A 15,689-nucleotide genomic window follows, 5' to 3' on the forward strand; every position below is an offset into this window, starting at 1 on the left:
TACCTGCGACTTTTACCGAGTTCCATAACCAAGTGAGAACTGGGCAATGGCGGTGCGTAACAGAGCCATCTGCATTCGTCACCGGAGAAACCAAGAGCCAGCTTCCAGTGCTCCAATGACGGGTTATCTGGAATTAAGCTACCTGTCGCGAAGTTACCCTCACGGAACGAGATTGCCACGATCATCAACAAAGGGAAGATGATCATCGATAAGAAGGTCCACAACGCAATATGGGTTGCCCATACGCGGTATTAAGTGATTTACCTTGTACCATTGCCATGTTGTATGCTCCTTACCTTTAGTTCTGAGACAGCTTTGTGAAACGCAGGTTAAGTAGAGCCAGCGCGCCAACCAGTAGGAAAATCAGTGTTGCGATAGCACTTGCCAAACCGAAGTCTTGGCCGCCGCCGCCTTCAAACGCGATGCGGTAGGTGTAGCTCACCAACAAGTCGGTGTAACCGCAGGCTCTGAAGTACCAATCATGTTTGGACCACCTTGCGTCAACAACTGGATCATGACGAAGTGTTTTGAAGTTAAATGCAAAGCTTGCAATGGCCAGTGGAGTCAACGGCTTAATCATCAGCCGGCAACGTCACACGCGAGTGAAGTTTTGCACGAAATTGGCGCCATCAATCGCCGCAGGCTTCTTCACAAGTCTTCTCCGGAATCGCTTTCAATAGACCCATACAAAGGATCATCATGTAAGGGAAGCCAAGCCAAGTGTTCACAATCAGCACCATGCTTTTTGCCATGATGGGATTCAGAGAAACCAACTCGGGCTGATGCCAAACAGCGCCTTTAGCACCATGTTGATCTCACCAAAGCTTTGGTTAAACAGACCTTTAAAGATCAATATTGAGATAAACGCAGAACCGCATAAGGCAAAATCAGCAATACACGATAAATAGCACGGCCTTTTAGCTCTTCCCATTGCACGACACTCGCCAGCACCAAGCCAATCATGAGAGTGAGCACTAGGTGAGAATTGAGAAAACCACTGTCCAGATAAAGATACTGATGAATGGCTCTTTGATGCCGTCATCTTTCCAAACACGTTCAAAGTTATCGGTACCAATTTGCCACCACAAAACCTGGAGAGACGGTGTTGCCAACAAAGTTGCCTGCTTCATCCATCGCTTGTAAAAACCCACGTCCATATTCGGCTTGAGCAGTTCGCCAGTCTGATTGTTCTTCAGCGTTTCACCATCCGCTTGCATGGTCGTAAAGCGGCACCACACCAGCAAACTTGCGTAAGCCACTCATGCGGATGTCATCACCATTAGCCAAAGTGCAAATCGATGCTGCTCAGTGCAGTACGGTTGCTAACAATAGTCTTAATCGGCTCTTCTGTGCCTGTCACCGCATCCACTGGAGAAAGTCTAGATCGCTGATGGCGCTCCAAGAACAAACTCAGGTGTCGACAGTAGGACGTGCCATCTTTAATGACAATACGGTGACCAGAATCGGTTTTATACAGCGTAAACGGATAGCTTTCACCACTTTGGAAAGTACGGTCCAAAAGCACGCTTTGTGCACGATCGAGAGAAAGCTGGTTTTTAGCGCTGTAGTTGGTAAACGCAAGACCAACGGTGTATGCCAAAGGAAGAGGATGAACAAAATCATCCCGGCAATACCCGGATAAATGTAGCGATGAGCGTAAGTTTTTTTACTACCAAACACATACAACGCCAATGCGGTAAGAATCACGGTCAACATTGCAAAAGCAACCTCACCGCGAGAATACATTAGAATCGTTGCATAACCATTAATAAGACCGACCGTGCCAAGAAGCGCCATTTAATAAACACTTTTTTGCTGCCGGCAGGCTGGCTGCTGGAGCTGTCATAGCATCTGTACCTTGAACTGACTGCATAGGAACCTGCTAGCGATTATAATAAAAAGAAAAGAAAAGTAAGAGGAGTTACCCCTCCTTAAAAAGTTACATTATTTTGTCATTTGTTTTTCTGCGTCAGCCAGAGCAGCATCCACAGTTTGACGACCATCCACTACGTTAACGATCGCGTTTTTCGCCGCACCCCAGAATGCATTCATTTGTGGGATATTTGGCATGATTTCGCCTTCATTGCGTTGTCCATTGTCGCCGCAATACGAGCATCTGCATCAAGCTCACGTTGGAACGAGTTCAGTCAACAGCACCTAGCGGCTTATCGTTGTTCACCATACGTAGGCCATCATTTGTCAGTAGGTAGTTCTCAATGAACTCTACCGCTAGGTCTTTGTTTGGTGATGCCGTTGAGATGCCCGCAGTAAGAACGCCAACGAAAGGCTTAGAAGATTGACCATTGAACTTAGGCAGTGTAGTCACACCGTAGTTGATACCAGACTTCTCAATGTTGCCCCACGCCCAAGGACCGTTGATGGTCATCGCCGTCTTGCCTTGGTTAAATGCAGATTCAGAGACTGAGTAATCCATGTCTGGAAAATGATGCCTTTCTCAACCAGCGATTTAACGAAGTTCATTGCGTCTTTCACGCCATCTTTCGCGATGCCTGCGTCCTTAACGTCGTAACCTTCAGAAGTGTATTTGAACGCGTAACCACCATCAGCTGCCATTAGTGGCCATGTGAAGTACGTTCTTTTAGGTTCCACATGATGGCAGATTTGCCTTCTTTCTTCAGTTTCGCGTTTAGCGCTTCCACTTCTTCCCAGCTCTTTGGTGGGTTTGGAACGATATCTTTATTGTAGATAAGAGATAGAGACTCTACCGCGATTGGGTAGCCGATGATCTTGCCATCGTACTTCACTGCGTCCCATGCGAAATCCACAATGCCTTCTTGAACTTGTTTAGAAGGTTTGATTTCAGCCAACAGACCCGCTTCTGCGTAACCACCGAAACGGTCATGCGCCCAGAATACGATATCAGGACCGTCACCCGTTGCTGCCGTTTGTGGGAATTTATCTTGCAGCGCATCTGGGTGAGCAACCGTCACTTTAATACCTGTGTCTGCTTCAAACTTTTTGCCTACTTCTGCTAGACCATTGTAACCTTTGTCACCGTTGATCCAGATAGTCAGTTGTCCTTCTTCAATGGCAGCGTGTGCACCGAAAGAACCCAGTGCAACAAGAGTACCTAGTGCGACAGCGCTTAGAGCATTTTTCATGTTCGTATCCTTTTTATATTTTGATGTAGGGCTACTCCACAGAGGATGAGCCGTATTTCGACGTATATCATCTGAAAAAACCTGCTCTGTCTCATCCTCCTATCCTCTACGCCCCAGATATTATGGCGTATTTTCGTGATCTACATCGTCAGAGGTAAGAGAGCAAAATCACAAAAACGGCACTCGATGCGATCGAATTCACATTTAATGACGCGATTATTGTGATATTTGCCCACTCTGGGGGAAGAGGCGTAGCCCGCCCTCCTCCTTTTCTACTCCCCCTACAATTAATTGCCGTAGGAGGATGTAGGCAAGTGCTATATCGAAGAAACTGCACCCATCCAAGAGTGGATGGTAAGAACCCTTTCCCAGCAGGCCAACTTGGTCACTGTTTTTGCTGGTTTTCATTGCCATACGAGTGGAATGTCATTAGTTAAGATGTTAGTGGTAGTTTGTTATTCACGGGGGAGACATCTTGATGAATGTGGGGGAGAAAACTCGTATTTGGCTATGATGGGTGGCACTTTAATATAGGAACTCCATTTTTAAAGTGCCGCCCTGTTTTCTTACTGTTGCTTAACTTACCGATTCCTACTGTTACTGTCCGGCTCCATAATTCATATAATGATGGACAGTGAATTATAAAAAAATTGATCGAGGACGAGCTAAATGGCGAGTGTCACGTTAAAAAATGTTTGTAAAGCGTATGGCGACGTATTGATTTCTAAAAACGTTGATCTTGAGATCAACGAAGGCGAATTCGTAGTATTTGTCGGTCCATCGGGTTGTGGTAAATCGACATTGCTTCGTTGTATTGCAGGGTTAGAAGACATCACCTCTGGCGATCTTTATATCGGTGAAGAGCGTATGAATGATGTAGAGCCATCGAAACGTGGCGTAGGCATGGTTTTCCAGTCTTATGCACTTTATCCGCACCTAAATCTCTATGACAACATGTCATTCGGCCTTAAGTTAGCGAAAGCAGACAAAAAAGAGATCGACAAACGCGTAGAGCAAGCCGCTGAAATCCTACAACTTGGCCACCTACTCGAGCGTCTGCCAAAAGCCCTTTCGGGTGGTCAGCGTCAACGCGTGGCAATTGGTCGTACCCTTGTTTCACAGCCAAAAGTGTTCCTACTCGACGAACCCTTGTCTAACCTAGACGCAGCTCTACGCGTGCAAATGCGTGCCCAGATTACCAAACTGCAACGTCAACTTGGCTGTACCATGATTTACGTTACGCACGACCAAGTCGAAGCAATGACCATGGCTGACAAAATCGTGGTACTCGATGGCGGTTTTGTCTCTCAAGTTGGTAAACCCCTAGAGCTGTACCATTACCCTGAAAATCGTTTTGTTGCTGGCTTCATTGGTTCGCCAAAAATGAACTTTATGAGTGTGCAAATCGTGGATGTAGAGAGCGAACGCGTTCAAGTTAAGCTATCAAACGGCGTGACTTTCTGGGTCCCTGTGGATGGAACAACCGTCAACAAAGGTGATCGCATGTCTCTGGGAGTACGTCCTGAGCACCTAGTCTCCTCTGCACAAGGCGACGCAGTGATCGATGGTGAAGTGATGATCGTCGAGAAGCTGGGTAATGAAACGCAAGTCTACCTCAACCTAGAGAGTGCCGATGCGGATGTAATCTACCGCCAACCAGATACGTTGGACGTGGATTCTGGCGATCGCTTAGAAATTGGTATCCCAGCTCATCGCTGCCACCTATTCCACAGCGATGGCCGTGCGTGCAAGCGCCTATTTAATGAAAAAGGCGTAGAGCGTTAATACTATTTTAATCTTCATGTCTTTAAAGGCCTCTTCCTAGATAAGAGGCTTTTTTGTTTTTTATGCTATACCGACATTTCTTTGTATTTCTGACACTTTCTACTGATTATTCTCCGCTAGCATCTTGCACTATAGTTTTTCTCATTCCGCAATAACTAACACTTTTCTCGTTTTCTCGATTTTAGGTATTAGATTTTTATGATTTAGGTCTATTAACCGAAGGTCGAAATTTCATTCTTAATTCCACTAACCAAACTCACTCAAATTCTTACACTTCCTTGCAACTGTTGTTGATATTTCGCGAGGCAAATTGCGTCATATCAAACAACAGACACCATCACATTGAACTGTTAGCACGACATTGAGAAACGACACTCAAGGGCGGTAGCGTGCCAAATTTGACGGAATGACATTATGAATAACAAAGGATTGATTCGCTCACATGAGACTGAATTTTCTTTTCTGTATCGCTTGGCAGATCTAACGATCATCATCGGCTTTATGGCCTTGCTGACACTTTATCATTTGGCTGCCATTCCAAAAGACTACCTGATGTTAGCAATCGTCTCAGGGCTCATCTTTATTCTCTTTGCCGAAAGCGCGCAGCTGTATCGCTCATGGCGTACCAGTTCGATTCGACAACAGCTCACCTTGGCCTGCGCAGCGTGGCTAGCAACAAGTTTGCTGCAAATTGCCATTCACTTCTTCACCAAAACTCTGGATACCTACAACGAAGATATTGTAACCCCTTGGTTACTTATTACACCGATTCTACTCATGTGCTGGAGGATACTTTTTCGCTCGACTTTATCTTACCTCCGTCGCTTGGGACTAAACACACGTACCGCTATCATTGTTGGCCAAACACCGCATGGCATCACCTTGGCCAATGAACTAAAAAATCACACTGAGCACGGCGTGATCTTTCAAGGTTTCTATGATGAAAGAACCGTCGAGCGAGACGAGAGCAATGCAGACTATCCGATCAAAGGCAATGTTGCAGACGCATTGAGCAAAGCGAAAAATGGCGAAGTCGATTACGTCTATATTGCGATGCCAATGCACGCTAACGAACGTATCGCCAAGTTTCTACACCAGTTTTCAGACACCACCGCAAACACCTATCTCATTCCTGATTTCTTTACTTACAATCTGCTTCACTCTCGTTGGGATCAGATTGGGCAAGTCCAAACTCTCAGCGTCTTTGACACTCCGTTTGCCGGTTTTTCATCATGGCTTAAGCGTTTTGAAGATATCGTTTTTTCCAGCCTAATACTGCTGTTAATTTCACCAATCCTCATTGCAATCGCCATTGGTATCAAGTGCACATCTCGCGGTCCCGTGATTTTTAAGCAAGATCGATATGGTCTAGATGGACGCAAAATTCGCGTATGGAAATTTCGTTCCATGACGACCATGGAGCAAGGCTCTGACGTAAAACAAGCAACAAAAAATGACCCTCGGATTACACCATTTGGCGGTTTTCTGCGCCGTACGTCACTCGATGAGCTGCCCCAGTTCATTAACGTACTTCAAGGAACCATGTCCATTGTTGGCCCTCGTCCTCATGCGGTTTCGCACAACGAAGAATATCGCCAGATCGTTGATCGCTACATGCTTCGCCATAAGGTAAAACCAGGCATCACAGGATGGGCGCAAATCAACGGTTATCGTGGCGAAACCGACACCCTAGACAAAATGGAAAAGCGCGTTGAGTTCGACTTGGACTACATCCATCGTTGGTCAATTTGGATGGACATCAAAATCATCTTTCTCACCGTGTTTAAAGGCTTTACTGGTTCTAATGCTTACTAAGCCATACAGCCAATACTTAGTAAAAGGAATGACGATGAAACGCTATACCGGATTTGCCTTAGGTTTGTTACCCGTTTGGGTGGGTGCGGTCGAGCCACTTGCGTTTACGACCGAATCCGGCATTGAGTTTATCCCGACACTTCATACTTACTATCGATTTGATGACAATATCGCCAAGCAAGAAGCTGAATCCTCTCATGTCTCCACGATAGGTGTAAAACCCGCCCTATTGGCAAGGATTGACCGAAATCAGTACAAAGCGGATTTTATTTATGTTGCAGATTTTGGCCGTTCTTCAGATGAGCAGAATGACTATTTAGACCACAAGTTTCAAACAACCAATTATTTTACTTTTAATCATCGTAATCGTTTGGTTTTGGATTACCAGTTCCGCTTGGGTCACGAAACGCGTGGAGAAGGTCTGACCGAAGGTGAACAAATATCCTTAGCACTTCCAGAGCTCATCACATTTCAATCGAATCAGTTGAAAAGTAACTATGTGTTTGGTGCTATTGGTTCGCAAGGAAGGCTAGAGTTTGGCCTTAACTATTTAGACAAAACGTTTACCAAATATGAAAACGGCACCAGCACTCTGACAGCAACCAAATACAGCGATTTTAGAACCCCGTCTCTCCATAGTGAGTTCTACTATCGTCTGCGCCCTGAAACGTATTGGTTAGTCGGCTCCCAGCTTCACCTCACTGAGTATTTACATGAACGAGAATCCGTTGCCTCACGCGATGGAACCAGTACTTTTGTTTATACCGGTGTTAGTTGGGAAATAACCGGTAAAACCAAAGGCACCGCCAAGCTCGGCTATCAGATCAAGGAGTTTGATGACAAGCAACGCGCTACATTCGAAGGACTCAGTTGGGATATTGGCCTCAGTTGGCAACCTCAAGAGCATACGATCTGGACTTTGTTAACCACGCAAGCCGCGGTCAATCCAGAACAAGACGGTGACTACAACCTACAAACTCGCTACTCACTTCAGCTTGACCAAGCATGGAACAGTTATTTCGTCACGTCCCTAAAAGGACTCTATCAACAAGACGATTACACTGGCTCCTACCAAAGTGGCGTACTACGAAAGGAAGAGCGGTTTCAGCTTAGCGCAGAAGCCCAATACCAATTCCGGCGCTGGGCGAGAATTGACGCGGCTTGGCAGTACCAAGACAAAACATCCAACTGGTCTGGATACAGCTTTGATCAACACATTTGGACAGTGACCGCTAGGCTGTCGTTATAAGCATGGAGCAAACATGAAATTTTTACTCAAGGTGCTACTAGGGTTAAGTCTGATTCTGGCACCCTATGTCTCTGCATCAATATCCGACGCGGGCTACCAACTAAATAGTGGCGATTCGATATCCATTTTGGTGTATGGCGAGGATGACTTATCGATTCCCAATATTTTACTCACCTCCGATGGCCAAATTGACTACCCCTATTTAGGCCGAGTGCTGGTAAAAGGGAAAACCCCTAAAGAACTAAAAGAAGAGATCGAGCAAAAGCTAAAAGGGGACTATTTAGTGAACCCCAAAGTCATGGTCTCGATTAATAAGTTCCGCGCCTTTTATGTTAATGGCGAAGTAAGGCGTCCCGGTAGTTTTGAATATCAACCTGGATTGACCATTGAAAAAGCCATTGCCATTGCCGGAGGGCTAACAGACAGAGCCTCTCGTAGCAATATTCATCTCACACAAAGCCAAAATGGCGAAACCATAAAAAAAGTCTCACTAAGCCAGAAAGTGTCTCCTGGCGATATTGTCGTAATTGAACAGAGCTTCTTCTAGAGTGAACGGATACACTGCAATGAATGAAAATCAAACAAACCGTTATTACATCGGTAATAAAGAATTGTTCCAATTTGGAAGTTATCTAAAGGTCCTCAGAAAGCATTGGTTTAGTATTGTCACCCTTTCTTTGGTGATTACGTTAGCCGCAACTTGGTTTATCTATTCAAAACCATCGATTTACCAAGCGACGGCCACCATTTTAATTCAGGAAGAGCAGCGCAACGCATTATCGATCGAGGAAGTCTATGGTCTAGATACCACCAAAAAAGAGTACTTTCAGACACAAATAGCGATACTCCAATCTAACCACATCGCTGACAAGATCATCCAACAATTTGATCTTACCAATCATCCACACTTTACGGGGTCAAGCTCGCTCAAAACAAAGCTTAATGAGCTTAAGTCCGTTCCTTTGATACAAGATCTGTTGAATGTTTCACCGAACCCAACGGAAACCAATGAGTATCACTCTTCCTATTATGAAGCGTTACAAAGCTACAAAAACAGAGTTGATATTGATCCGATACGCAACACTCAGTTGGTCAAAGTCAGTTTCCGCTCCGCCGATCCGAAACTCGCAGCAGAAATCGCCAATGCCATCGGTCAAGCCTATATTGATTCCAACTTTGAGGCGAAACTGGCAGTAACGCAAAATGCAACCAATTGGCTGGACAGTAATGCCAGACAATTGGAAGACAAACTACACAAGTCAGAACAAGCACTACAACAATTTCTCACCACAGAAGGCCTCGTCGACATCAATGGCATCGATGATATTTACGCGAATGAATTGGAAGAGCTGAGTAAAAAACTCAACATTGCGATAGAAAAGAGAATTCAAGCACAAACCCTAAGTGATCTTCTGCTGCGAAAATCCGCACAAAACCTCGATAGCCTGCTTTCGATCGATGAGTTCGCTAATCAAGCCCAAATACGCGAACTCAAAATGCTGGAGAGTAACGCAGAGAAATTAGTGGGTGAACTTTCACAGCGTTATGGCCCTAAACACGACAAAATGATTCAAGCAAAAGCCCAATTACAAAATATCCAAGCGCGTTCGCAACAGTTGATCATGGAAATGGTGCTGAGCAAACAACAGGATCTCAAAGTAGCTCAGAGCTTTGAAAACAGCATTCGTCGAGAAATGAGCAACAAGAAGGCCGAAATCCAATTAGTGGGCGGAAAAAAAGCGGAATATGAGAAACTCAAACGAGATGTTGAAAGTAATCGAGAACTGCTCAAAGCGTTTGTAAACCGCGAAAAAGAGACCACGGCGACCAGTGATTTTCGTAACGTCAATGCTCGTTTTACAGACAAAGCTCTCGAACCACTTTTCCCTATTGCTCCGCAACGACTAAAACTCGTCATCATCTGTGCGGTGTTTGCGCTGTTTTTCTCATCTGCCGCAGCCATCATCTTAGATATGATTAAAGACGTGATCCGTACACCCGAAGATGTTGAGAACAAACTCGGTTTAAGCTGTATTGGTACCATACCTTACGTTCGCAGTCGCAAATTACGTAAACCAGGCGTCAGTTTCCAAGCCTATCTTGATCCTCAAAATCGCGTGTTTAGCGAAGCGTGTCGCTCCATCCGAACCTCGCTACTGTTACGTCTGGTGAACAGTAAGCAAAAAGTCTTGGTCTTTACGTCAGCCATACCTGAAGAAGGGAAAACCGCCACTTGTATCAACATCGCATCGACCTTCTCAAACTTAGAACGTGTACTTTTGATCGATTGCGATTTACGCCGACCTTCGCTAGAAAAACGTTTCAATATTCCCGCACAAGTTCCGGGTTTAAGCAACATCCTGACTATGAACACACCTTTAGAAGAGTGCATCGTTCGAATCGAAGAAGCGAATCTCGACGTCTTAACCGCGGGTCTGCTTCCGCCAAATCCACAAGAATTGCTGTCGTCAAAGCGATTCCAAAATCTCCTAAACACACTACAGGAAAAATACGATCGCATCATTATTGATACTCCTCCACTGCTTTCCGTCAGCGATGCATTGATTCTTGGCCAGTTGGCTCAAGGATTGATTACCGTCATTCGCTCAGACTCTACCAAAGTCGCTTTGGCTAAAACGGCGCTGTCGAAACAACGTCAGCACGATATTCCTTCATTTGGCGTTGTTATTTCTCAAGCAACAACACCACAAGAGGAAGCCCACTATGTCCAAAAATACGCTTATTAACTTGAGATAAAGAACGAAGCATCATGAGAATTTTACATATTATCAATGATCTATCTAAAAATGGTGGCGCGCAGAAGTTTTTGGTCGACCTCGTTACTGGCGAAGAGGCTAAGTACGACATAAAGATTCTGGTGCTTTGCCACGAAAATGATTATCTCGAAACGCTCAGTCATCATGGCATTGAGTGTTATGTATGGCAAACACTCACCTTTAAGGAAAAATGGGCTTTGTTTCGCTGGCCAGACATTGTTCATGGGCATCTTTATCCGTCGATCTATCTTGCACTGCTTGCCTTAGGTAAGAAAAAGCTGCAGACAGAACACAGTTCAAGCAATAGAAGACGCGACTATCCGGCATTTAAGTTTATGGAGTATCTCTTGTATCTAAGCCACGATCTTACCGTCAGTATTAGCGAGAAGGTGCAGGAAGAGTTGATCAAGTTCATGCCGAATTTTCGTCAGAAATACAAAGTCATTAACAATGGCGTTGATCTGTCATGCTTTTCGATGTCCGCGAGAACAGGCATCAAACATCCGGCTCAAATCAAAATAGGCATGGTGGGTCGACTGCATGAGCATAAAGATCATGAAGCGCTGATTAGAGCCGTCGCCCTACTCCCAACACAATACCAGTTACACCTAGCTGGCGATGGCCAAAAGCGAGAGGCGCTGGAATCTCTCGCTCAGCAGTTAGATATCACGAATCGAGTGTTTTTTCATGGTGTCGTCACCGATATCCCTACTTTCTTAGAGCAAATGGATCTCTATGTACAGTCTTCCCTCATTGAAGGATTTGGGTTGGCGGCTGTAGAAGCCATGGCGGCAGGTTTGCCTGTATTGAGCTCGAATGTTCCAGGATTGGATGATGTCATCGGCAACGCTAGTTATTTATTTGAAGTTTCTAACAGTGAAGAACTGGCGAATAAAATAATTCAAGTTTGCGACAGTAATGAGAATTATAGTGTAGCGAGTAAATATTCCATTTCACGTTGCAAGGAATTTACCATTGAGAAATTTAGAGACAGTTATTATAAAGCTTATGATGGACTATTCATCCAAGGATGATTAACCGTCAAAATTTCAATACCAACCCATAAAAATTATTTTCAAATATTATTTATATACCCAAACAACTTGGAGTTGCAGCCAACACCGCTGCAGTTTCAAGTAGGAAGGGTATATAAATTAAAGAAATACCATTCTTATTAATATTATTTTATTAATCAAAAATCATTCATCAAACCTGTGCTCAATCGCACGTTATAATCTATGGAATGGAACTATGAAATACTCATTGAATAGACAGTTTGAGAAAAATAAAGAGCTCAAATCCGATAATTTCGTCTTGGTGTACCAAATGGGAAAAGTCGGATCTTCTTCTATTGAGCATACGTTGAGTGACTACAATATACCTAGCTATCACATTCATACATTTGACGATCATGAAGAGTTTCAAATGTATCACAATCGTCAGGACGTCAAAAAGTTCTTTGATTTTAAAAATCGGACGATGTACCGCGTTATCCTGAATCATAGAAAACGACTTTTACAGAATCGAAATCATCTAAAAATCGTTACGCTTGTTCGAGATCCGATTGCCACTGTTCTCTCTCGTTTTTTCCAAGACCTTCATATTCAGTTTATCGAAGGAAAAAAGAACGATTCCATTCATCGAGACATGGAGAGGACTTATCAACATCTCGAGTTTTGTTTCGACCATTATATTAACCTTAATTACTTCGCGAATTGGTTCGATAATGAATTAAATAAAAATTTTGGTATTGACGTCATTAAAAGTGACATTGATAACAAGGAACAGTTTTATCTTTTCAAAAACAAGAAAACAGAAGTGATGCTAATAAAGTGCGAACATCTTAATAAATTAGATAGTGACATCGCTAAATTCCTCAACGTTGATGGCTTTATTTTAAAAAACAGTAATGAAGCAAAAAACAAGTGGTATTCAAATATCTATAGTCATTTCAAAAACAATTACGACTTTTCAAAGCTATTTTACATGTACGACCTACCACTCTACCGTCATTTATATTCAGAGGAAGAGAGAGCTCAATTTAAGAACAAATGGTTAAAGACACCAGGGACGAGTCAAAAATGAAAAAAGTACTGCATATTACAGAAGCATTTGGCGGTGGTGTACAAACTGCACTTTATAGCTACGTTTATTCATCAAGGAATGAACCTATTGAGCATCACCTTTTTGCCCGAGCCCGTGAAGAAGATTCTACGAAAGAAAACGGTAACAACCAATTTCAATCTTCCACCTTCATTGATGGTAATCTGGTTCAATTTTTCTTGAGTGCCAATCAACGTATCAAACAACTCCAGCCGGAGGTGATCCACCTCCACTCCAGCAAGGCGGGATTTCTTGGGCGATTTTTGACTGTGGGCAATGCAAAACTTATCTATACCCCGCATTGTTACGCGTTTGAACGAGAAGACATCTCGGTATATGCACAAAAATTCTATCGAATACTCGAAGGGATTCGCATTAAGAAATTTACTGCGATTGCTGGATGCAGCCAGCGTGAATGCGATTTAGCCATTTCGTTGGGAGCCAAAAAAGCGGAGTTACTGAATAACTACGTCACCTACCAATCTAACGCCGGCAACAGTGTTCCACGAGGCGAAAAGATAAACCTTGTAGCCTTAGGGCGAGTGGCGAAACAAAAAGATCCCCAATTTCTTTGTCAAGTTGCTGAACATATCTTGCAGCATAACTCTGCTATTCAGCTGAACATTACTTGGATAGGAGGCGGGGACCCTTCGTTAGAACAGCAGTTGCGTGACAAAGGTATCGAAGTCACTGGTATGTTGCCAAGAACAGAAGTGGTAGAACGCCTTCGCAATGCGGACATCTATTTACACACAGCAGCATGGGAAGGGATGCCTCTTACCATTCTCGAAGCGGCTAAACTGACTCGTCCTATGGTCATTCGCAAAATCGGCGCAACAAAAGATCTGGATTACCCATTCCTAGCCAGTACCCCGCAAGAAATGGCAAAACAGATCATCCACTGCGTAGAACACTTCGATACCATTCCATTCCAACAGTACTGTAGTGATATGAACAACACCTACAGTGAAGAAAAACAAAGATTGGCGCTCAGCAGCCTATATATTTGAGAATCATTTTATGCTCAGCGCGCTTAATCAAAAATTGTCTGGTTTGTCCCATGAGAAAAAAAAACTCGTTTCAATTGGGGTACAGACAGGGATCATGCGAATTTTATCGGCCTTGTTTGCGTTTATACTCACGATTGCTGTTGCAAGGTTCTCAGATGCCACGGTCGCCGGACAATTTTTCTATCTTTTTAATTTGGTCTCCTTCGTTGCTATCGTCAGTCAGCTTGGATTCAATGTTTCATTGGTGAAATACAATGCCATCGCTTTCAGTCAGAATTCGATACAGCAACAGAGCGAAAACTATACCATCTCAGTGCAAAGAAGTTTGGCCTTCTCTTTTTCTCTGTGCATTTTAGCCTTCATCGTTCAATTTACCTTTGGCGCATCACTCATCAATGTAAACATCACTCCTAGCCTCTTCGCTTTGTTTTCACTCACCATTCCACTTATCGTGTTAGCACAACTCAATAGCTATGCCTTACAAGCGATACGCCATGTTACTCCTGCGATATTTGCTTTGCAGATGGGTGTGAGCTGCTTTCTAGTCTTGTTCATTACGATATTGCATTTCTTTGAGATCATTAGTCTGATAAGCATGTTGCTGGCTCTGCTACTTTCAGCCTCTATGGTTGCATTGATATCAACGATCCAATGGCTTCGTTCAGGTCAATACTCCACTGTGCCCTTACCCGTTGCCCATAATGCGGAATTAACCGACAGTGCAAAACAGGTTTGGATTGGCAATATCTTTACCAACGTGATCCAGTGGGGCAGTTTGATCATCGCGGGATTCTATCTAACTGACAGCGATCTGGGTTTATTGGCTGCAGCTCAAAGGACTTCGCTGCTCATTGGATTTGTGCTGATCAGCGTGAATTTTATTGTCGCTCCAATGTTTGCCTCCTTATATCAGCAAGGAGAGATGAAAAAACTGAAAAAACTAAGCACCAACGCTTTCCGACTCAATATTTCTCTTTCTCTCATTCCAGTCATTGCTTGTACCTTTTATTCACAAGAAGTCATGACTCTCTTTGGTGCAGAGTTTGAGTCTGCAGGTATCTTGTTAGCCATATTGGCGCTTGGGCAGTTGGTGAATGTCGCCACCGGCTCGGTTGGCTTTCTCCTGTTGATGAGTGGCTACGAGAAAACAATGAAATACATCACCATAGCCTCTGGGAGCATTGCCATTATTTTGCTTTTGGCCCTGAGCCAAATGTATGGGGTGATTGGTGCCGCCAGTTCAATTGCAATCGGTATGGCAATACAGAATTTGGCCGCACTTTACTATGTAAAACGATACTTAGGCTTTGTACCCATCGGATAGAGACATGAGAAAATTAGGATTATTTGTCGTTTGCATCATGACAGTTTCACTTTCACTATGGAAAAGTAGTGGAATGGAAAGCCATGTTTACGAACAATTTGAATACTATATTGGTGGGAGCCGTGCTCTTCATTCCACATTAAGCTTTTTAATCGCTTACATGGCTGTTCTCGCTTTCCCTTCAATGTGCAAAGCCATATCCAATGACATATTTGCAATTCGACTTCTAGTCTTGTTGCTTTTTATTGTGTCACTCGATGAGCTATCGCAACTGTTTTTAAGCCATCGCACGTTTTCGACATCCGATATGATGACAAACTGGTTTGGAATTACTACTGGCTATCTTCTGGCTCGTCTTTATCTGTTTAAGTTTAAACCTTTGCTCAAGCAGCATTAAGTTCTCGAATAAACGTCGCCTACTGTGGGTACTATCTCGCAGTTCGACATGACCATTGCAGCCAAACACGATCCGATGACAATAAAAAAGGAGAACCTGAATTCTCC

The 15,689-nt window shown here is 43.8% G+C and carries 10 protein-coding genes and 3 pseudogenes; 10 read left to right on the plus strand and 3 right to left on the minus strand.

Annotation, left to right across the window (positions count from 1 at the left end):
- Window positions 1–4: 4 nt before the first annotated feature.
- The 3 pseudogenes from malG to malE form a co-directional block, all read right to left on the minus strand.
- Window positions 5–280 (minus strand): annotated as a pseudogene (gene malG, locus AOT11_RS15870) (maltose ABC transporter permease MalG); the annotation flags it as partial.
- An 18-nt stretch (window positions 281–298) separates the two neighbouring features.
- Window positions 299–1,873: pseudogene (gene malF, locus AOT11_RS15875) on the minus strand (maltose ABC transporter permease MalF).
- Window positions 1,874–1,944: 71 nt separating this feature from the next.
- Window positions 1,945–3,122: pseudogene (malE, locus tag AOT11_RS15880) on the minus strand (maltose/maltodextrin ABC transporter substrate-binding protein MalE).
- A gap of 669 nt (window positions 3,123–3,791) precedes the next feature.
- On the opposite strand from malE, the gene malK reads away from it, so the two are divergent.
- The 10 genes from malK to AOT11_RS15935 all read left to right on the plus strand — a co-directional run bounded on the left by malK (window position 3,792) and on the right by AOT11_RS15935 (window position 15,582).
- A complete protein-coding gene (gene malK, locus AOT11_RS15890; protein WP_011082430.1) occupies window positions 3,792–4,907 on the plus strand; it encodes a maltose/maltodextrin ABC transporter ATP-binding protein MalK in 1,116 nt (371 codons plus the stop codon).
- Between the two features lie 414 nt (window positions 4,908–5,321).
- Window positions 5,322–6,722: an undecaprenyl-phosphate glucose phosphotransferase gene (locus AOT11_RS15895; RefSeq protein ID WP_017422404.1), complete on the plus strand. Its 1,401-nt coding sequence runs from the start codon at window positions 5,322–5,324 to the stop codon at window positions 6,720–6,722.
- Between the two features lie 34 nt (window positions 6,723–6,756).
- The gene (locus AOT11_RS15900; protein WP_017422403.1) at window positions 6,757–7,971 is read left to right on the plus strand and encodes an outer membrane beta-barrel protein; all 1,215 of its coding nucleotides are present in this window, start codon (window positions 6,757–6,759) and stop codon (window positions 7,969–7,971) included.
- Window positions 7,972–7,984: 13 nt separating this feature from the next.
- Window positions 7,985–8,518: a polysaccharide biosynthesis/export family protein gene (locus tag AOT11_RS15905; protein WP_017422402.1), complete on the plus strand. Its 534-nt coding sequence runs from the start codon at window positions 7,985–7,987 to the stop codon at window positions 8,516–8,518.
- 19 nt (window positions 8,519–8,537) lie between these two features.
- Complete coding sequence (locus tag AOT11_RS15910) at window positions 8,538–10,718, plus strand: GumC family protein (RefSeq protein ID WP_026050764.1); 2,181 nt, start codon at window positions 8,538–8,540, stop codon at window positions 10,716–10,718.
- Window positions 10,719–10,741: 23 nt separating this feature from the next.
- Window positions 10,742–11,782 (plus strand): glycosyltransferase, encoded by a 1,041-nt coding sequence (locus AOT11_RS15915; protein ID WP_017422400.1) that lies wholly within the window; start codon window positions 10,742–10,744, stop codon window positions 11,780–11,782.
- A gap of 217 nt (window positions 11,783–11,999) precedes the next feature.
- Window positions 12,000–12,833 carry a putative capsular polysaccharide synthesis family protein gene (locus AOT11_RS15920; RefSeq protein ID WP_017422399.1) on the plus strand — a complete coding sequence of 278 codons (834 nt, stop codon included), beginning with the start codon at window positions 12,000–12,002 and terminating at the stop codon, window positions 12,831–12,833.
- Window positions 12,830–13,861, plus strand: coding sequence for a glycosyltransferase (locus AOT11_RS15925; protein WP_017422398.1), 1,032 nt, complete (start codon window positions 12,830–12,832; stop codon window positions 13,859–13,861). Before AOT11_RS15920 ends, AOT11_RS15925 begins: the two co-directional genes overlap by 4 nt.
- Window positions 13,862–13,871: 10 nt before the next feature.
- Window positions 13,872–15,185: an MATE family efflux transporter gene (locus tag AOT11_RS15930; RefSeq protein WP_026050765.1), complete on the plus strand. Its 1,314-nt coding sequence runs from the start codon at window positions 13,872–13,874 to the stop codon at window positions 15,183–15,185.
- A gap of 73 nt (window positions 15,186–15,258) precedes the next feature.
- Window positions 15,259–15,582: a VanZ family protein gene (locus AOT11_RS15935; protein WP_011082421.1), complete on the plus strand. Its 324-nt coding sequence runs from the start codon at window positions 15,259–15,261 to the stop codon at window positions 15,580–15,582.
- The last annotated feature ends 107 nt before the right edge of the window (window positions 15,583–15,689 follow it).

The sequence above is a fragment of the Vibrio vulnificus NBRC 15645 = ATCC 27562 genome (assembly GCF_002224265.1).
Classification (GTDB): domain Bacteria; phylum Pseudomonadota; class Gammaproteobacteria; order Enterobacterales; family Vibrionaceae; genus Vibrio; species Vibrio vulnificus.